The sequence below is a fragment of the Paenibacillus sp. FSL E2-0177 genome (genome assembly GCF_037992975.1).
GTDB classification, from domain to species: Bacteria; Bacillota; Bacilli; order Paenibacillales; family Paenibacillaceae; genus Paenibacillus_AQ; species Paenibacillus_AQ odorifer.
The window spans coordinates 6,315,488-6,335,458 of record NZ_CP150307.1 but is presented as its reverse complement, the minus strand read 5'-3'; the positions used below and the strand labels follow the sequence as shown (position 1 = coordinate 6,335,458).

Below are 19,971 nucleotides of genomic sequence, written 5' to 3'. Positions count from 1 at the left end.
GAGCGGGGTATTAATTTTCTAATCTAAACTTTGCAAAGGAAACTCACAACTATGAATAAGAAAAAGATTATTGCAACCGTAGTAATGATTGTCGCACTAATAATGATTCTTGTAATAACGTTGAACAAAGAGGAAGAGCAACCCGCGAGCGGTTTTGAAGCGCACAGAATCGTTGCACATGCCATGGGGGGAATTAACGGATATACGTATACCAATGCTTGGGAGGCCTTTGTCGCTAACTATGAACGGGGAACTCGCGTATTTGAAGTTGATTTTTTGTTATCGAAGGATGATCAGTTGGTTGCTCGGCATGAATGGACAGGCAATATGAGCAAGCTTTTAGGTCAGTTGGAGGTTCTCCCTGCTAATAAACAGGGTGTGGCACTAGATTACGAGGAATTTATGGACAGCCCCATCCTGAATATATACTCTCCGCTTGATATTGAGAAGGTGCTTGATCTAATGCAGAATTATCCAGATGCTTATATCGTTACGGATACCAAAGAAATCCAACCGGAACTTATAGAGAAGCAATTTACATTGCTGACCGAAGCGGCGCAGCGTCGGGATCCAGCGTTGTTGGAGCGGATAGTTCCACAGATCTACAATCAGCCGATGCTTGATGAGATCAATAAGGTGTATTCTTTTCCAGAAGTGCTTTACACCCTGTACCAATCTAAGGATACGGATGAACAAGTTATTGAGTTTGTTAAAAAAACAGGTGTGGATATTACGATGCCAGTTAGCCGGGCCACCAAGAGTTTTGTCAAACAGTTAAAAAATATCGGAGCTCGTGTATACGTTCATACAGTGGATGAAGAGGATGAGATTAGAGCGTTATCTCGTATGGGTGTAGACGGATTTTATAGTGATTTTGTGCCTGAAAATGATTTGAATAACCTCAGAGGTATACGTTGAAATCTATCTCCACTCATTACAACTAATATATCCCTGCAAAGTGCTGCTTTCCTCAGATGCGTATTCAGGTACTTTGCGGGGACCTCAAATTTACATACGAAAAAATGTTCGTATTTTTGTTCGCTTTAAATTGACACACCTCCTGTGCTGGCATAGACTAGATCTATATCTTTTGCGGCGGCAGGAGTGTTTTGTCTTGCCCAAATGACAATTAAGGATGATTCCCATGAAATCAGTACAGCAAATGATCAAACCTTGGCGGCATGTGTTTAAGTTGGACCCAGATCGTATGATTTCAGATGAGGATTTGGAGGCCGTTTGCTTGTCCGGCACGGATGCCATATTGATAGGAGGCTCTACAGGAGTTACTTATGAGAATACAGTAGATCTCTTATCAAGAGTAAGACGTTTTGAGCTGCCCTGTGCACTCGAGGTATCCGAACTTGAAGCTGCTGTACCCGGATTTGATCTTTATATGATTCCTATGGTGCTAAATACACCTGATCCAGCTTGGATTGTAGGCCATCATCGTCGAGCTATAGAGCGTTATGGATTTATGATCCCATGGGATCAGCTGCTAACGGAAGGTTACGTCGTTTTGAACAGTGATTCTTCAGTTGCGCGGATTACAGGGGCCGAGACAACCATTAATGCTGAAGAGGCGGCTGCGTATGCCCAGGTTGCGGACAAGCTGATGTCCCTGCCAATAGTCTATCTTGAATATAGCGGTAGATTTGGGGATATGGAGACAGTACGTATAGTGCGTGAGATGGTGGAGCAAGCCCAACTATTTTATGGAGGCGGCATTACTTGTGAGGCAGAGGCCGAGCAGGCAGCAGCTCTATGTGATACAGTAGTTGTCGGCAATATTATTTATCGGGATGTAGAGCAGGCAATTCGTACGGTATTTGCTGTTAAAAAGACGGTGCAAGAGCAGTTCGACTAGCGGTTAGCTTATGGACTACTTATGATTTGTAATTTCATTTTTAGAAAGGAGCATGTTACACATGCAACTTATTAACATACAAGACGCGGTCAGCCGATTGAATCCTCCACAAAGGCAGGCTGTCGAAACTACTGAAGGACCCCTTTTGATTATGGCTGGTGCGGGCAGTGGGAAGACGAGAGTGCTGACTCACAGAATTGCCTGGCTGATTGCTAATCGAAAGGCGCCGCCTTGGGCGATTTTGGCGATTACATTTACGAATAAAGCTGCGAGGGAAATGCAGGAACGTGTATCTAAGCTCGTTGGACCTGAGGGAAGAGATATTTGGGTATCCACCTTTCACTCCATGTGTGTTCGGATCTTGCGGAAGGATATTGAGCGCATTGGATTTACTTCCAACTTCTCGATTCTGGACTCTACAGACCAGTTATCAGTCATTCGTAATTGCATGAAGGAACTGAATATTGATACGAAAAAATTCGAACCGAAAGCTGTACAAGCCATAATTAGCGCATCTAAGAATGAACTGATTACTCCGGCGCAGTATGAGCAAAAAGTCGGTGATTATTTCGAAGGTTTAGTTGCCAAGGTTTATAAAATGTACCAACGGCGTTTGAGAAGCAATAACTCGCTTGATTTTGATGATTTGATTATGAAGACTATCGAATTATTTAAGGAAGTTCCCGAGGTTCTGGATTTTTACCAAAAGAAGTTCAAATACATCCATGTGGATGAGTATCAGGATACGAACAGAGCACAATACATGTTGTGCCGCATGCTGGCAGACAGCCACCACCGCATTTGTGTGGTAGGGGATAGTGACCAGTCGATCTATCGCTGGCGTGGTGCGGATATTACGAATATTCTTAATTTTGAAGAGGATTATCCGGAAGCGAAGACGATTCTGCTAGAACAGAATTACCGTTCAACCGCTAATATCCTGAATGCAGCCAATGGGGTAATCGCGCTTAATAGTGGCCGTAAACCGAAAAAGCTGTGGACCGATTCCGAGGAAGGCGCCAAGATTAAGGTGTACCGGGCGGATTCCGAGCATGACGAAGGGTATTTTGTAACCGGAGAAATCAGCAAAAATGTGAAGCAAGGTCAAGCTTACCAGAATCACGCGATTCTGTATCGGACGAATGCTCAGTCACGGGTAATAGAAGAAATTTTGATCAAATCAGATATTCCATATCAAATCGTTGGCGGGATCAAGTTCTATGATCGTAAAGAAATCAAGGATCTGCTGGCGTATCTACGTTTACTGTCTAACCCTGATGATGATATCAGCCTGACACGTATTATTAATGTTCCTAAGCGTGGATTAGGGGATACAACGGTTGGCAAGCTGGCAGCTGCTGCTGGTGAACGTGGTGTTTCTATTTTCCGAGTGCTGCAAACGGTCGATGATTTGGGCTTTGCCGGACGGACGCGGAATATGCTAGTAGAGTTCTACGATATGATTGAAGCTCTACACCGTATGGTGGAGTTCTTGTCTGTAACCGAATTGACGGAAAAAATACTGGAAATGTCGCAGTACCGTTTGGAGCTGCAAAATGAAAACACACTCGAATCACGCTCGCGGCTAGAGAATATCGATGAGTTCTTATCGGTGACGATGGAGTTTGAAAAGAACAACGAAGACAAGTCGCTGGTCTCCTTCCTCACGGATCTTGCACTTATCGCAGATATCGATAGTGTGAACGATGATGAAGAGGATCGTAGTGATGCGGTTGTGTTAATGACGATGCACAGCGCCAAAGGTCTGGAGTTCCCGACGGTATTTATCGTCGGAATGGAAGAAGGCGTGTTCCCACACAGCCGTGCCTTCCAGGACAACGACGAGCTGGAAGAGGAACGCCGGCTTGCGTATGTGGGGATCACCCGCGCGGAGAAACAACTGTTTCTCTCTTGTGCGCGGATGCGTACGCTCTTTGGCCGGACGACGGCGAACCAACCGTCCCGCTTCTTAGAGGAGATTCCGGAGGAACTGAAGGAAGATACCGTTAAGACTCAAGACCGCTTCCAGCGCGGAGGCGCGGAGGCAGGCGGTGCTTACGGCGGACGCGGCTTCGGCAGCGGTGGCCGTGGGAACTTTGGCGGCCGGGGCGGAGCCGCCGGAGCTACGCCGGCAGGCGGCGGAAGCACGGCGTCAGCGGCGGCAAGCAAGAGCAGCGTGACCGTGACCTCCGGAGGCGCACAGCGTGCTACCGGAGCAGGGGCTGCTGCAGCTGGCGATTACAAAGCGGGTGACAAGGTCTCCCACGGCAAATGGGGCACGGGCACCGTTGTATCTGTTAAAGGCAGCGGGAATGACACGGAGCTACAGATTGCTTTTCCGGCTCCCGTGGGTGTGAAACGCCTGCTTGCGGGGTTTGCGCCGATTACTAAAGTGGAATAATAGCAGACAACGATTAACGAACGGATATTTAGACCACGCTAACTTTAGGAAACTTATTGACGGAGGGATGTACCTGCATGGATGCTATGCATGTGATGGAAGAGCTTGTTGCGGAATTAAATAACTATAATTACCACTACTACACGCTGGATGCACCGCTAGTCAGCGATAAGGAATACGATGTTTTATACGACAAGCTTGTAGCACTGGAGGCTGAGAGTGGCTTCGTACTACCGGATTCGCCTACACAACGTGTAGGTGGAGAGCTGCTTAAGGGCTTCACGCCGCATCGGCATCTGGCACCGCTTTGGAGTCTGGATAAAGCACAGAATATTGAACAGCTGCGCAGCTGGAATACCCGGGTGCTCCGGTTAGTGAATGAATACAATCTTAAGAATCCAGATACCCCTCTTCCTGATCCTTGTTATGCAGTAGAACTGAAGTTCGATGGCTTAACGCTGAATTTAACCTATCGTAATGGTGTTCTCGAACAGGCATCAACGCGTGGCAATGGTGTAGTTGGCGAAGGAATACTTGCACAGGTGAAGACCATCAAATCCGTTCCATTGACGATTCCCTTCAAGGATGGGGTCATTGAGGTTCAGGGTGAAGGGATTATGAATCTGTCTGTGCTGGCTGATTATAATACAAGGGCTGCAGAGCCGCTGAAGAATGCGCGTAATGCAGCAGCAGGTGCACTGCGTAATCTTAATCCGAAGACTACTGCGGACCGCCGTTTGAACGCTTTTTTCTATAATGTAGGCTTTGCAGAAGGCGCGGAGTTCGCTGACCATCAGGAAATGATGGATTTTCTGCGGAATAACAAATTTAAAGTGAACCCATACCTGACCTACTGCAATGATTTTGATGATGTAACTGAGCAGCTCGCTGGAATCGAGGAGAGTCGTTCGAGTCTTGATTACCTCATTGATGGGGCTGTAATTAAGGTCACGGATTTCCGGATCCGTGAGGTGCTTGGCTACACTGACAAGTTCCCGCGTTGGGCAGTTGCTTATAAATTTGAAGCCGAAGAAACGACGACCGTGCTGGAGTCTGTTAGCTGGAATGTAGGTCGTACAGGTAAAGTGACTCCGCTGGCTCGGGTTGAGGCTGTAGAGCTTGCCGGAGTTACCGTTCAGAACTGCACCCTGAATAATGTGGGTGATATTGAGCGCAAAAACTTGAAATTCGCCTTAGGTTCGCGGGTCTTTATTCGCCGTTCCAATGATGTTATCCCAGAAATTCTTGGCAAGGTAACAGAGGAGAATGACGGTGGAGAGATTATTTTCCCTGAGGACTGTCCAGCTTGTGGATATCCGTTAGAAATGCGCGGAGCACATCTTTTCTGTAACAATAAACTGAATTGTAGGCCGCAGATTATCAGTCGGATCACCCACTTTGCTTCGCGTGATGCGATGGATATCGAGACGTTCAGTGAGAAGACGGCGGGTCAGCTCTATGATGAGCTTAATGTACATGACTCTGCGGATCTGTATGAACTGAACTTTGAGCAGCTTGTACAGCTGAACCGTTTTGGTGAGAAAAAAGCACAGAATTTGCTGCAAGCTTTAGAAGATAGCAAAGGTAGAGATCTTGCTTCATTTCTCTTTGCGTTAGGGATCCCTAACACAGGTAAAGCAACGACGAAGATGTTGGCTGATCATTTCCGCGATCTGGATGCTGTGATGCAGGCCAAAGCCGAGGAGCTCGCTGAGTTACCAGACATTGGTGGGATTGTCGCCGAGAGCATTGTCAGCTTCTTCGCAGACCCAGTTGTAGTAGCTAATGTTTCCCGCTTGCGGACGTTGGGTGTGGAAGCAAAGGCTCCTGAGGCGCCACGTCCTGTTAGTACCGATTCCTTCTTTAGTGGCAAAACGGTCGTATTGACCGGTTCCTTGCAAAAGCTTACCCGAGATGAAGCAGCTGAACGTCTGGAAGCACTCGGAGCAAAGGTGTCGGGAAGTGTGTCCAAGAAGACGGATTTAGTTATCGCTGGTGAAAAAGCTGGCAGTAAGCTGGCCAAAGCCCAGCAGTTAGGCATTCAAGTCATTGAGGATGAAGATGAGCTAATTCGCTTGTTGGATATGTAAGTAACAAACTATATTCGATTCCAAAAGGTTCCCGGTTCCATTTCGTTTAAGTACGAGAGGAGCAGGGGCCTTTTTTGCGTGGATTACAACTAAACGTTTCATTTTTAGAAAAAAATTCGGATGATCTGCTAATATATAGCTATAGATATTTATTACTATATTTGAAAGGAAACCCTTCCTGTGAAGAGAGAAACGATATTGTTAGTAGACGATGAGAAGGAAATTGTAGAACTGTTAACGATTTATCTCTGTAATGAAGGCTATAGACTGCTAAAGGCTTATGATGGAATGGAAGCGCTGGAATGTCTGCAGAAAGAGGAAGTTGATCTAATTATTCTTGATGTCATGATGCCTAAAATGGACGGGCTAGCTGCATGTATGAAGATCCGTGAAGAGCGGAAAATGCCAATTATCATACTATCAGCCAAAAATACAGATATGGACAAGATCTCCGGCCTGAGCCTCGGGGCAGATGACTACGTGGGCAAGCCGTTTAATCCTTTGGAGATTGTGGCACGAGTAAAATCACAGTTGCGCCGTTATCACGGATTCAATAAGGATAGTAATACCTTGGGAAACGACAGCAAACTAAGCTTTGAGGATCTGACTATAGATACGTCTAAGCATGAGGTGTATGTAGACCAGCAGAAGATTAAACTGACTCCGCGGGAATTCTCTATTCTAGAGCTTTTGGCGAGACACCAAGGTCAAGTGCTTAGCTTGGAGCAAATTTACAATAAGGTATGGAATGAACCTTTTCTAGATGGCGGTAACACAGTGATGGTACATATTCGTAATCTCCGAGACAAAATCGAAATCGATTCGAAACGCCCACGTTACATACAAACCGTCTGGGGAGTTGGCTATAAATTGGACGGACCTTCCTGAAAGGATTAGGTGAGGCTTCTTGAATTCTAAATATATAACGACGATTCGCTGGAAGTTTATGTTTGCTTTTTTGCTGAGTGTGCTTTCGGGCGCTTTGCTGCTCATGGCAGGGTACCAACTCGTCAACTTTATGATCTATCTAAATCCGGCTTCAGAGTCGGCTCCCTATTCACGCATACTGCGCTGGATTATTAATCATATTGGCTCTATGCCACTAATGACAGCAGCGGGTATTATCAGCTTTTTATTATTCTTTTTTATCTACACTCGTAAAGTTGTGCTGTATCTGGAAGAGATCACAAAAGGGATTCGAGAAATTACAAGCTCCGGGATGTCCCATAGAATTGAAGTCAGAACCACGGATGAGCTGGGTGTGCTGGCTGAGAATATTAATGAAATGGCTGAGCGTTTGCAGTACTCCATAGAGGAGGAACGTAAAGCTGTAAATGCGAAAAATGACTTGATCACAGGTGTTTCCCATGATTTACGCACCCCGCTTACCTCTGTCTTGGGCTTTCTGGAATACATCGAACAAGATCGATGTCAGGAAGAAGCGGAAATCCGGTATTACGTGGATATAGCCTACAACAAATCCCTGGTGCTGCGTAAACTGATCGATGATCTTTTTGAATACACACGTGTAAATAGTGGAGAGTACCCTTTGGTTATGCAGAGATTGGATTTGAAGGCCTTCATACGGCAGCTGGCGGAGGAGTCAGTTCCTGAACTAACAAAGGCGGATATGATCTATGAAATCGAGGACGTTGCTGATGAGTTATGGATAGAGGCTTCGCCTAAAGAATTAGTACGTGCTTATGAAAATTTGATTACTAACGCGATCCGTTACGGCAGAAGCGGCGGGAAATTGGAGATAGGTTTCAGTAAAAAGGAAAATGATGCTGTGGTCCGTATTAGCAACTTCGGAGAGAGGATTGCGGAAAGTGATATCCCTTTTATTTTTGAACGATTCTATCGGGCAGAAAAGTCGCGTTCACAGCATACAGGCGGCTCAGGGCTTGGACTTGCGATTGCCAAAAGTATCATCGAACGCCACAATGGCGTTATTTATGTAGAAAGTACATCTCTTCGCACGGATTTTATTACCCGTTTCCCATTCTTCATAGAATCTTAAGAAAACTATGGCGGGTTCTTAAGATTTGGAAGTTATCCTTGTGGCACAAGGAGGGAACTACCATGCCAAAACTTCGGACGGTTCGTATCAGCTATTTATATATTTTTATGGGTTGCGCTCTTTTGAGTGCTGCCTTTCTTTTTGTTGTCCAGCGGGCTGTCGATTTGCTGTATTCTCATTATTCGGGTCAACCAGGAGCCTTTTTTGTCCGGCTTATTCATTGGGTTATTAATCATATGGGTCAAACCCCTAGTGCCATCCTTCTATTTATTCTAGTCTTCGGTGGGCTGTATGTTCTTCGTTCACAGAAAATGGCTGATGATTTGCGCTCGCTAGTGGTGGGAACCTCGGAGCTGGCAGATAAAGGAGTCGCCCAGAACATCAAGGTTCTCTCTGGAGGAGAAATAGGTGAAATTGCTGCTAACCTCAATCGAATGCAAAGAATAGAAGTTCCAGATAGAGGTGCAAGCTCAAAGCGGATAGAGGACACACCAGCAGTAGCTTTATTAATAAGGACTAGGGCGATACTTCGCACTCTCCGTGAGGTTGAAGAGGATGGGGCGGAAGTACATACACTTCTTGCAGCAGCGAATGATGAAGTACGCAGTATGGAGCGGTTCCTGGAGAACCTGATTATCGAATCATGAGCAGATGGAATGCACGCACCCGGATATTGCGAGTAGGGTACCTATTATTTGATGTGAGTGTTATTAGTACGGTATTGGTGCTTTTGATTTTGTTCTTTGTATACCAGTATGGGGGGATTGTACTTAACCGGCATGAGGATAGGCTGCAATTGCCAGAATCAAGCCGCATCACAGCTTCAGATGGAACAGTTATACGAATGACTCCGCTACCGAGCTCGGGTTATAGGCTTACAGCAGAGCTTGAGGAGATGCCGGCTTTATTAATAGATACCTTTTTAACAGTAGAAGACCGCCGTTTTTATAGCCATCAAGGGGTCGATTATAAAGGGATATCACGCGCGTTCTTAAAAAATATCTTGGACATGAGTTTATCAGAAGGTGGCAGTAGTATTACTCAACAGCTTGCTCGCAATCTTTATTTGAACAGAGATAAGAATATGCTGCGTAAGTTAAATGAAACCTCTATTGCTTTTGCCTTGGAGCAGCGACTGACGAAACGTGAGATTTTGCAGCTGTACCTCAATCAGATTTATATGGGGCGGGGACAATATGGAGTAAAAGCAGCAGCGAAGCGTTACTTCGGCGTGTCTGATCTGAAAAAATTGGAGATCTGGCAAATAGCCACTCTGGCGGGAATCCCTAAAGGACCCTCTATTTATAACCCAGTAGACAATAGTGCATTATCCAAAACGAGAAGAAATCTAGTGCTAAAGATGATGTTCAATCAGCGACTAATCACGTATGGGCAAATGCAGGAAGCTATGAATAAACAATATCAGCCTCCAGCTGCGGTCGAAAATGGGGTTGCCGGAGTGTATTATGTGGATGCAGCCCTTAAGGAAGCGGCTCAGATCACAGGGGAATCCGTAGAGGAGCTTCGTACAGGCGGCTACACTATAGTTACAGGTTTGAACATCAAAGCACAGCAGGCACTTGAGCAGGCCGTTCTCAAAGAGGCTTCATTTCCACCTGACGGAAAAGATCAGCAGGTAGAAGCAGCTATGACCATAATGGATCATCGTACAGGAGAAGTAGTGGCATTGATTGGTGGGCGAGATCAAAACGAGGGCAATTTGAACAGAGCTATTATTGATGCACGTCAGCCGGGTTCCAGCTTTAAGCCGATCATTGATTATGGACCTGCACTCGAGAGCGGGAAATTCAACCCGAATAGTATGCTGTCCGACCGTAAAGTTGCTTATGGCAGCTATAAGCCTGAGAACTTGAACGGTATATACCAAGGTCAGGTCACAATGAACACAGCTTTGCAAAAATCCATCAATGCACCAGCCGTATGGGTATTGAAGCAGGTTGGAATCTCTTCTGCGCGGCAATTTGCCGCCAAATTAGGAATTGTACTGACGGAGGAGGACAATCATTTATCAATAGCTTTGGGGGGGCTTCATAATGGGGTTTCTCCACTAAAAATGGCCCAGGCCTACAGTGTCTTTGCTAGTGGAGGAAAATTTAATGCGGCTCATATGGTGCGCTCCATAACGGATTCAAAAGGGAAGGTCTTGTATACTCATCCCTCTGAATCACGTCAGGTAATCTCGCCGCGTACCGCAGAAGCGATGACGGCTATGTTACGCAATGTTGTTAATGAAGGAACAGGGAAAAAAGCGCAGATGAACAGACCAGTAGCGGGAAAGACCGGTACGACCCAATTGGACTTGGCTGGCGTGAGCAAGAAAGCTAATCGGGATCTTTGGTTTGTAGGCTATACTTCGGAGTGGACAGCTGCGGTATGGATGGGTTTTGATCGTACGAATCAGGATAATTACATGACTGAAGGCAGCGGGAAGGCTGCCGCTCTATTTTCTACAGTAATGAGTAAAGCCTTAAGTGATCATTGAGAAGTTATTGCGCCGCCCATTCTTCTAATTTCTCATCTCTAGGAAGCAGCAAGGCAAGAAACCCAAGCAGCGGGAGGAAGCCGCAAGCGATGAACACTTTAGCAATCCCGATACTATCAATGAGGTTGCCGAGGACTAATGAGCCGATCCCGCCGAGTCCAAAAGCAAGTCCCGTGATCAGACCTGAAACTGTGCCAATGTTGCCCGGATATAGCATTTGAGCATAAATGACGGTAACAGAGAAGCTGGACAGAAGGATGAAACCGCCAATCAGCAGCAATACAGCCGCCCATAATGGACCTACAAAGGGTAGAGCAAGTGCAAAGGGAACGGTTCCTACCATTGATAGTAAGATGAGATTACGCCGTCCAAAACGGTCAGCCAGCGGACCTCCAAAAAATGTACCCACTGCGCCAGCAGCCAAATACATAAAAATATAGATTTGGGCTTTATCCAGCGTCATTTGATATTTGTCCATTAGATAGAAGGCGTAGTAACTGCCGATAGAAGCGCCATACCAAGACCTAACAAAGACTAGGAATACAAGAATAATCGTTGCTGTTCGTATACTTTTTCGGCGGGCGGGGTCGATTGCCCGTGCTGTTGATTTTTTATGAAAGGTATAACCGGCATCTAGCATTTCTCTATACCAGCGAGCTACATAGGTCTGAACAGCGATTCCGGCAGCCGCGACGATCGTGAAGCCTAGGGCACCAATCTGGCCAAAGGGGATGAATACCCATTTCGTAAGCATTGGACCAAGGGACTGGCCAGCATTGCCGCCCACTTGAAAAATAGATTGCGACAATCCCTTTCGCTGACCTGCCGCCATATGAGCAACACGCATACCCTCTGGGTGGAAGGTGGCTGAACCGAATCCGATCAGGATAACCGAGAATAAGACCAGAAAATAGCTATTGGCATAAGCCAATAGAAGTACACCTAGAAATGTGCTGCACATACCCAGTGGTAATAATATAGGACGGGGTTTACGGTCTGCAGCATATCCAATGACGGGTTGGATTACTGATGACGTCATATTTAAAGCGAATGAGATCCATCCAATCTGGGCGAAAGAGAGCAGTAGATTATCTTTGAGAATAGGGAAGATTGCTGGAATGACTGCCTGTATAGAATCATTAAATAAATGAACAAAACTGACAGCTAACAAAATTTTATAAATCGTTGCCTGCTGCAGATTACGCTGCTCCTTGTCCTTGCTGTCTACCGTGGACGCAGCGTCTGTAGGTTTGGTCTTCATTTTGACTCCTCTCTGTACTGATAGTTAAAAGGTAAGATTGGCGAATACGATAAATTCTATTTAGCCACAAATAATGGATGAATGGTATCAATTTGTGTTGTATCGAAGTTATTTATACGAATGATTTTTTTATTTCAAAAAAAGCTTGCAAACTCAATGACAGCATGGTATATTATCTCTTGTGCTTACGACGCATCGCACATACGAAACACAAGCGATGAAGAAATAAGTTGACAAGATAGAAACAAACATGATATACTCTAATTCCTGTGCAAGAGACATTGAATGTCGAAATGCTAGGAGCAAGTTCTTTGAAAACTGAACAAATGGAACACGTTAATTTTTAAAAAGATTCAATTAATGAATCGTCAGTTTCAAAATGAGCATATCGCTCTTTTCAATACTAATTGGAGAGTTTGATCCTGGCTCAGGACGAACGCTGGCGGCGTGCCTAATACATGCAAGTCGAGCGGAGTTATTTTGAAAGCTTGCTTTCAAAATAACTTAGCGGCGGACGGGTGAGTAACACGTAGGCAACCTGCCCTTCAGACTGGGATAACTACCGGAAACGGTAGCTAATACCGGATAATTTCTTTTTTCTCCTGAGAGAAGAATGAAAGACGGAGCAATCTGTCACTGAGGGATGGGCCTGCGGCGCATTAGCTAGTTGGTGGGGTAACGGCCCACCAAGGCGACGATGCGTAGCCGACCTGAGAGGGTGAACGGCCACACTGGGACTGAGACACGGCCCAGACTCCTACGGGAGGCAGCAGTAGGGAATCTTCCGCAATGGGCGAAAGCCTGACGGAGCAACGCCGCGTGAGTGATGAAGGTTTTCGGATCGTAAAGCTCTGTTGCCAGGGAAGAACGTCCGGTAGAGTAACTGCTACCGGAGTGACGGTACCTGAGAAGAAAGCCCCGGCTAACTACGTGCCAGCAGCCGCGGTAATACGTAGGGGGCAAGCGTTGTCCGGAATTATTGGGCGTAAAGCGCGCGCAGGCGGCTATTTAAGTCTGGTGTTTAAACCTTGGGCTCAACCTGAGGTCGCACTGGAAACTGGGTGGCTTGAGTACAGAAGAGGAAAGTGGAATTCCACGTGTAGCGGTGAAATGCGTAGATATGTGGAGGAACACCAGTGGCGAAGGCGACTTTCTGGGCTGTAACTGACGCTGAGGCGCGAAAGCGTGGGGAGCAAACAGGATTAGATACCCTGGTAGTCCACGCCGTAAACGATGAGTGCTAGGTGTTAGGGGTTTCGATACCCTTGGTGCCGAAGTTAACACAGTAAGCACTCCGCCTGGGGAGTACGGTCGCAAGACTGAAACTCAAAGGAATTGACGGGGACCCGCACAAGCAGTGGAGTATGTGGTTTAATTCGAAGCAACGCGAAGAACCTTACCAGGTCTTGACATCCCTCTGAATCTGCTAGAGATAGCAGCGGCCTTCGGGACAGAGGAGACAGGTGGTGCATGGTTGTCGTCAGCTCGTGTCGTGAGATGTTGGGTTAAGTCCCGCAACGAGCGCAACCCTTAACTTTAGTTGCCAGCAGGTAATGCTGGGCACTCTAGAGTGACTGCCGGTGACAAACCGGAGGAAGGTGGGGATGACGTCAAATCATCATGCCCCTTATGACCTGGGCTACACACGTACTACAATGGCCGGTACAACGGGAAGCGAAGCCGCGAGGTGGAGCCAATCCCATCAAAGCCGGTCTCAGTTCGGATTGCAGGCTGCAACTCGCCTGCATGAAGTCGGAATTGCTAGTAATCGCGGATCAGCATGCCGCGGTGAATACGTTCCCGGGTCTTGTACACACCGCCCGTCACACCACGAGAGTTTACAACACCCGAAGTCGGTGGGGTAACCCGCAAGGGAGCCAGCCGCCGAAGGTGGGGTAGATGATTGGGGTGAAGTCGTAACAAGGTAGCCGTATCGGAAGGTGCGGCTGGATCACCTCCTTTCTATGGAGAATCGTTCTCTGCAATGAGAACATTCAAATCGGAAGTTTAACTTCCACAACCAATTAACGTGTATCCATTTGTTCGGTTTTGATGGAATTTGCGGGGCCATAGCTCAGCTGGGAGAGCGCCTGCCTTGCAAGCAGGAGGTCAGCGGTTCGATCCCGCTTGGCTCCACCAACAAACTTCATCTATTTGTTATGTCTATACACTTGATCCTTGAAAACTGGATACCGAAACGAATTTGCGTTTTAGAACATCTTTTAGCAACTTGTGCAAACAAGTAAATGTTATTAGTGAGATGATTCCAAAGAGAATGTCATCGTATGATATTTTCCTGCGGAAAAATCAAGGTTAAGCTAATAAGAGCACACGGAGGATGCCTAGGCGCCAGGAGCCGACGAAGGACGTGGCGAACAACGAAACTGCCTCGGGGAGCTGTAAGCAAGCTTTGATCCGGGGGTGTCCGAATGGGGAAACCCAGCTGTGGTAATTCGCAGTTACTCATTTCTGAATACATAGGAAATGTAGAGGCAGACCAGGGGAACTGAAACATCTAAGTACCCTGAGGAAGAGAAAACAATAGTGATTCCGTCAGTAGCGGCGAGCGAACGCGGAACAGCCTAAACCTAAGAGCTTGCTCTTAGGGGTTGTGGGACGTCTCACATGGAGTTACAAAGGAATATGGTAGGTGAAGAGGTCTGGAAAGGCCCGCGATAGAGGTAAAAGCCCTGTAACCTAAACTGTATTCTCTCCGAGACGGATCCCGAGTAGTGCGGGGCACGTGAAACCCCGTATGAATCCAGCAGGACCATCTGCTAAGGCTAAATACTACCTGGCGACCGATAGTGAAACAGTACCGTGAGGGAAAGGTGAAAAGCACCCCGGAAGGGGAGTGAAATAGAACCTGAAACCGTGTGCTTACAAAAAGTCAGAGCCCTATTAATGGGTGATGGCGTGCCTTTTGTAGAATGAACCGGCGAGTTACGTTTAACATGCAAGGTTAAGCCGAGAAGGTGGAGCCGCAGCGAAAGCGAGTCTGAATAGGGCGAATTAGTATGTGGACGTAGACCCGAAACCGTGTGATCTACCCCTGTCCAGGGTGAAGGTGCGGTAACACGCACTGGAGGCCCGAACCCACGTACGTTGAAAAGTGCGGGGATGAGGTGGGGGTAGCGGAGAAATTCCAATCGAACTCGGAGATAGCTGGTTCTCCCCGAAATAGCTTTAGGGCTAGCCTCGGTATAAGAGTAGTGGAGGTAGAGCACTGATTGGGTGCGGGGTCCGCAAGGATTACCAAGCTCAGTCAAACTCCGAATGCCATATACTTATTGCCGGGAGTCAGACAGTGAGTGCTAAGATCCATTGTCAAAAGGGAAACAGCCCAGACCATCAGCTAAGGTCCCCAAGTGTGTGTTAAGTGGGAAAGGATGTGGAGTTGCACAGACAACCAGGATGTTGGCTTAGAAGCAGCCACCATTGAAAGAGTGCGTAATAGCTCACTGGTCGAGTGACTCTGCGCCGAAAATGTAACGGGGCTAAACACACCACCGAAGCTATGGCTAGATACGTATGTATCTGGGGTAGGGGAGCGTTGTGTAGGGGTTGAAGGTGTACTGAAAAGAGCGCTGGACACTACACAAGTGAGAATGCCGGTATGAGTAACGAAAAGATCAGTGAGAATCTGATCCGCCGAAAGCCCAAGGTTTCCTGAGGAAGGCTCGTCCGCTCAGGGTAAGTCGGGACCTAAGGCGAGGCCGAAAGGCGTAGTCGAAGGACAACAGTTTGAAATTACTGTACCACCGTAATCCGCTATGAGCGATGGGGTGACGCAGGAGGGTAGTGACGCGGACTGATGGATGTCCGTCTAAGCAGTGAGGCTGATGTGTAGGCAAATCCGCACATCGTTAAGGCTGGGCTGTGATGGGGAGCGAAAATTGTAGTAGCGAAGGTCATGATCTCACACTGCCAAGAAAAGCCTCTAGCCAGGAGAAGGTGCCCGTACCGCAAACCGACACAGGTAGGCGAGAAGAGAATTCTAAGGCGCGCGGAAGAACTCTCGTTAAGGAACTCGGCAAAATGACCCCGTAACTTCGGGAGAAGGGGTGCCCCGGTAGTGTGAATAGCACGAGGGGGCCGCAGTGAAAAGGCCCAAGCGACTGTTTAGCAAAAACACAGGTCTGTGCGAAGCCGCAAGGCGAAGTATACGGGCTGACGCCTGCCCGGTGCTGGAAGGTTAAGGGGAGTGGTTAGGGGTAACCCGAAGCTATGAACCGAAGCCCCAGTAAACGGCGGCCGTAACTATAACGGTCCTAAGGTAGCGAAATTCCTTGTCAGGTAAATTCTGACCCGCACGAATGGCGTAACGACTTGGGCGCTGTCTCAACGAGAGATCCGGTGAAATTTTAATACCTGTGAAGATGCAGGTTACCCGCGACAAGACGGAAAGACCCCATGGAGCTTTACTGCAGCTTGATATTGAATTTGGGTACGATCTGTACAGGATAGGTGGGAGCCGTAGAAATCGGAGCGCAAGCTTCGGTGGAGGCGCCGTTGGGATACCACCCTGATCGTATCTAGGTTCTAACCTAGTGCCCTTATCGGGTACGGGGACCGTGTCAGGCGGGCAGTTTGACTGGGGCGGTCGCCTCCTAAAGAGTAACGGAGGCGTTCCAAGGTTCCCTCAGAATGGTTGGAAATCATTCGCAGAGTGCAAAGGCATAAGGGAGCTTGACTGCGAGACCTACAAGTCGAGCAGGGACGAAAGTCGGACTTAGTGATCCGGTGGTACCGCATGGAAGGGCCATCGCTCAACGGATAAAAGCTACCCTGGGGATAACAGGCTTATCTCCCCCAAGAGTCCACATCGACGGGGAGGTTTGGCACCTCGATGTCGGCTCATCGCATCCTGGGGCTGAAGTAGGTCCCAAGGGTTGGGCTGTTCGCCCATTAAAGCGGTACGCGAGCTGGGTTCAGAACGTCGTGAGACAGTTCGGTCCCTATCTGTCGTGGGCGCAGGAAATTTGAGAGGAGCTGTCCTTAGTACGAGAGGACCGGGATGGACGTACCGCTGGTGCACCAGTTGTTCCGCCAGGAGCATGGCTGGGTAGCTACGTACGGACGGGATAAGCGCTGAAAGCATCTAAGCGTGAAGCCCCCCTCAAGATGAGATTTCCCAATTAGTAAGACCCCTTGAAGACGACGAGGTAGATAGGTTGGAGGTGGAAGTGCAGTAATGCATGGAGCTGACCAATACTAATCGGTCGAGGGCTTATCCTATACGTAGAATGCAGATTCGTTTCGGATTCAGTTTTCAGGCATCAAGCCTGTAACACGCTTAGAAATTCATTCTCACTTCTGTGATGAACCGAATTTCACGCGGCAGCGTCTGTTTCACAGACGCATGTTTGGTGGCGATAGCGGAGGGGTTCCACGCGTACCCATCCCGAACACGACCGTTAAGCCCTCCAGCGCCGATGGTACTTGGACCGAAGGGTCCTGGGAGAGTAGGACGTTGCCAAGCACAAATAGACCACTGTTGATAACTCGACAGTGGCTTTTTTGCGTCTATTATAGATTGTGGAAAACTTGTGGATAATTCATTGGAATTTGCAGAAAACTTACGCACATGTGGATAGATGATTAAAAGGCAAAAAATCACCAAATGGTGTGGATTAAGTACATATTTATGTAGATCTGTCAACAGAAAACCTAAGTAATACACGGGTTGCTGTGGATATAGTCATATTTATGTGGATAGAGGGATTAATAAGTGGATAATTATTTTAACTTGAATAGAACAAGATTACAAGACTATTTTTAAAACTGCCTAAGGCTGTGGATAACTGAAAAAAGTTCGAAAAATATCCTTATAATTCGCACACAATACACTCTCTTGTTATACTAACCATAAAAGTAAATTCATAAATGATGAGGTGAGTTTTGTGGATATCAGACAGTTGCACTCAGAAGAGTTTGATCTAAGCATGGATTTATCTGAATATGCTTTTCAATACAAGCTGCCTAGTGAGAAAAGGGCGAATGCTAAGGAAAGATTTAAAGCAGAACGCGTATGGGGTGCTTTTGAAGAAGGTACTTTGGAAGCTAAACTTACTCTTCTTCCGTTCGAAGTGTACATACAAGGTAGATTAGTACCTATGGGAGGGCTCGCAGGGGTAGCGACATGGCCAGAGAATCGCAGACAGGGACATGTGGCAAAGCTCCTAGCGCATACGCTGCAAACGATGAATGAGGCGGGGCAGATATTATCTTTTCTGCATCCGTTCTTGATCCCCTTTTATCGCAAATTTGGTTGGGAAGTTTATTGTGAATATAAGAAATACTCCATTCCTGTTGCCAAGTTTCCCAAGAAGGTTGAAGTTGAGGGCAAGGTAAGACGTGGTGTTATAGATATCGAAGTATTGGACAACTTATACAATCGTTTTGCAGTTAGATATAACGGAACACTTAAGCGTGATTTGGACTGGTGGGAAAACTCTGTTCTGGATGATGAAGGTCAGACTGCGGTATTTTATTCACAGCTTGGGGAACCTGAAGGATACGTACTATATAAGATAGAAAATAGAGAGCTGGTCATTGATGAATTTGTGTTTTTGAACGAACAGGCCTGGCAGGGGCTGTGGACATTTCTTGCGAATCACGATTCGATGGTGACCGGTGCATCGCTAAAACTGGTGCCATCCGATGATATGTTACCCTTTTTGCTGCCTGATCCGCGTATAGAGCAGGAGAATTATCCTTATTTTATGGCGCGTATTGTTAATGCTAAAGCATTCGTGGAGAGTTATTCTTTTAAGCGTCACAACAGTCAGAAGAAACAGGTTATCTATATTGAAGATAAATATGCCCCATGGAATGACGGGTTGTGGGAATGGACTGTCTCCGAAAAGGGAGCAGCAGCTTTCTTGCGTATAGAGGGTGAACGGGATGCAGCTGACTTAAGCTGTGAGATTGGTACGCTGACGATTCTAATGTTTGGATATAAACGCCCGACAGAGCTGGCTCGTTATGGACGTGTGACTGGTAATCCGACGGCTCTGGAATGGCTCGAAGAAATCATACCGCAAGCTGAAACAGCACTTTTTGATCATTTTTAGAAAATAATTAGGCTCTCCCCTTCGAAAGAAGCTGGGAGAGTTCTTTATTTCCGAATACATTCGCTGAAAAAAGTGAAAAATAAGAGAATCCTCTTGGAATTAGCACAGAATATGTTATAATATTAAAAAGTCAAAGAAAGTCAAAGTCAACGCACCTGATGACATACAGTGCGATCCTCTGAATTCGTGAAGTTTTCTTCAGACTTATATGAATGAAGTTCACTAATGAATGTCATTAAGGATGCGGGCCGTAAGCGATATTATGAAGCTTTAAAGAGCACTGGAGGATGAGTGATGCGCAATATCTCTGATATTATTGAACAATATCTGAAGAATATTTTGCATGAAAGTCCCGAAGGTACGGTGGAAATCCAGCGAAATGACCTGGCGGACCAGTTCTCATGCGTACCGTCACAGATCAATTATGTTATTAGTACACGCTTTACACTGGAAAAAGGCTATGTGGTGGAAAGTAAGCGTGGTGGCGGGGGATATATTCGTATTCAACGTTTTGAATTGCCGCCCAACGTGGCACTGCATGCCCATTTAAACCATACTATAGGTGGCGGGATAGATCAGAACGCTGCCGAAGGGTTGATTTATCAACTGGAGGAAGCTGGTTTTCTAAGCAAGCGTGAGGCGTGTCTTATGCGCGCTGCTGTTTCTCGGGATTGCCTAACGGTTAAGATTCCATATCGGGATGAGATTCGGGCCAAGATTATGAAGGCGATGTTAATCTCTTTGTTAGGCAAATAA

11 protein-coding genes, 1 tRNA gene and 3 rRNA genes are annotated in these 19,971 nt (G+C 46.8%); 14 read left to right on the top strand and 1 reads right to left on the bottom strand.

Translation table 11 applies throughout. From position 1 onward, the window contains the following. Window positions 1-51: 51 nt before the first annotated feature. The 8 genes from MHI25_RS28320 to MHI25_RS28285 all read left to right on the top strand — a co-directional run bounded on the left by MHI25_RS28320 (window position 52) and on the right by MHI25_RS28285 (window position 10,878). Window positions 52-918 (top strand): phosphatidylinositol-specific phospholipase C/glycerophosphodiester phosphodiesterase family protein, encoded by an 867-nt coding sequence (locus MHI25_RS28320; RefSeq protein WP_076310677.1) that lies wholly within the window; start codon window positions 52-54, stop codon window positions 916-918. A gap of 226 nt (window positions 919-1,144) precedes the next feature. Beyond that, the gene (locus MHI25_RS28315; protein WP_139330100.1) at window positions 1,145-1,864 is read left to right on the top strand and encodes a heptaprenylglyceryl phosphate synthase; all 720 of its coding nucleotides are present in this window, start codon (window positions 1,145-1,147) and stop codon (window positions 1,862-1,864) included. A 61-nt stretch (window positions 1,865-1,925) separates the two neighbouring features. Beyond that, window positions 1,926-4,265 carry a DNA helicase PcrA gene (gene pcrA / locus MHI25_RS28310; protein ID WP_076276865.1) on the top strand — a complete coding sequence of 780 codons (2,340 nt, stop codon included), beginning with the start codon at window positions 1,926-1,928 and terminating at the stop codon, window positions 4,263-4,265. A gap of 77 nt (window positions 4,266-4,342) precedes the next feature. Beyond that, window positions 4,343-6,355: an NAD-dependent DNA ligase LigA gene (gene ligA / locus MHI25_RS28305; protein WP_076099629.1), complete on the top strand. Its 2,013-nt coding sequence runs from the start codon at window positions 4,343-4,345 to the stop codon at window positions 6,353-6,355. A gap of 180 nt (window positions 6,356-6,535) precedes the next feature. Continuing rightward, window positions 6,536-7,243: a response regulator transcription factor gene (locus MHI25_RS28300; RefSeq protein ID WP_036678667.1), complete on the top strand. Its 708-nt coding sequence runs from the start codon at window positions 6,536-6,538 to the stop codon at window positions 7,241-7,243. A gap of 19 nt (window positions 7,244-7,262) precedes the next feature. Further along, a complete protein-coding gene (locus tag MHI25_RS28295) occupies window positions 7,263-8,375 on the top strand; it encodes a HAMP domain-containing sensor histidine kinase (protein ID WP_340394671.1) in 1,113 nt (370 codons plus the stop codon). Between the two features lie 62 nt (window positions 8,376-8,437). After that, complete coding sequence (locus tag MHI25_RS28290; RefSeq protein WP_340394670.1) at window positions 8,438-9,022, top strand: hypothetical protein; 585 nt, start codon at window positions 8,438-8,440, stop codon at window positions 9,020-9,022. Then, a complete protein-coding gene (locus MHI25_RS28285; RefSeq protein WP_340394669.1) occupies window positions 9,019-10,878 on the top strand; it encodes a PBP1A family penicillin-binding protein in 1,860 nt (619 codons plus the stop codon). The genes MHI25_RS28290 and MHI25_RS28285 overlap by 4 nt, the downstream gene beginning before the upstream one ends. Before the next feature lie 4 nt (window positions 10,879-10,882). Here the strand turns inward: MHI25_RS28285 and MHI25_RS28280 are convergent, their stop codons facing one another. Further along, entirely contained in the window at window positions 10,883-12,139 is a 1,257-nt protein-coding gene (locus MHI25_RS28280) for an MFS transporter (RefSeq protein WP_036678676.1), read from the bottom strand. A 404-nt stretch (window positions 12,140-12,543) separates the two neighbouring features. Between MHI25_RS28280 and MHI25_RS28275 the strand changes: the two genes are divergently transcribed. The 6 genes from MHI25_RS28275 (at window position 12,544) to MHI25_RS28250 (ending at window position 19,971) form a co-directional block, all read left to right on the top strand. Then, window positions 12,544-14,101 (top strand): 16S ribosomal RNA (locus MHI25_RS28275). A 101-nt stretch (window positions 14,102-14,202) separates the two neighbouring features. After that, window positions 14,203-14,278, top strand: a tRNA-Ala gene (locus tag MHI25_RS28270). A gap of 172 nt (window positions 14,279-14,450) precedes the next feature. Next, window positions 14,451-17,377 (top strand): 23S ribosomal RNA (locus MHI25_RS28265). A gap of 127 nt (window positions 17,378-17,504) precedes the next feature. Continuing rightward, a 5S ribosomal RNA gene (gene rrf, locus MHI25_RS28260) occupies window positions 17,505-17,621 on the top strand. Together the 16S, 23S and 5S rRNA genes with 1 tRNA gene alongside form the textbook arrangement of a ribosomal RNA operon. 421 nt (window positions 17,622-18,042) lie before the next feature. Then, complete coding sequence (locus tag MHI25_RS28255) at window positions 18,043-19,215, top strand: GNAT family N-acetyltransferase (RefSeq protein ID WP_340394668.1); 1,173 nt, start codon at window positions 18,043-18,045, stop codon at window positions 19,213-19,215. A 294-nt stretch (window positions 19,216-19,509) separates the two neighbouring features. Next, complete coding sequence (locus MHI25_RS28250; protein WP_036680465.1) at window positions 19,510-19,971, top strand: CtsR family transcriptional regulator; 462 nt, start codon at window positions 19,510-19,512, stop codon at window positions 19,969-19,971.

Coding starts and splice junctions, on each gene's coding strand:
- pcrA (WP_076276865.1), top strand. CDS start 1,926: ATGCAACTTATTAACATACAAGACGCGGTCAGCCGATTGAATCCTCCA.
- MHI25_RS28315 (WP_139330100.1), top strand. CDS start 1,145: ATGAAATCAGTACAGCAAATGATCAAACCTTGGCGGCATGTGTTTAAG.
- MHI25_RS28320 (WP_076310677.1), top strand. CDS start 52: ATGAATAAGAAAAAGATTATTGCAACCGTAGTAATGATTGTCGCACTA.
- MHI25_RS28285 (WP_340394669.1), top strand. CDS start 9,019: ATGAGCAGATGGAATGCACGCACCCGGATATTGCGAGTAGGGTACCTA.
- MHI25_RS28280 (WP_036678676.1), bottom strand. CDS start 12,139: ATGAAGACCAAACCTACAGACGCTGCGTCCACGGTAGACAGCAAGGAC.
- MHI25_RS28250 (WP_036680465.1), top strand. CDS start 19,510: ATGCGCAATATCTCTGATATTATTGAACAATATCTGAAGAATATTTTG.
- MHI25_RS28290 (WP_340394670.1), top strand. CDS start 8,438: ATGCCAAAACTTCGGACGGTTCGTATCAGCTATTTATATATTTTTATG.
- ligA (WP_076099629.1), top strand. CDS start 4,343: ATGGATGCTATGCATGTGATGGAAGAGCTTGTTGCGGAATTAAATAAC.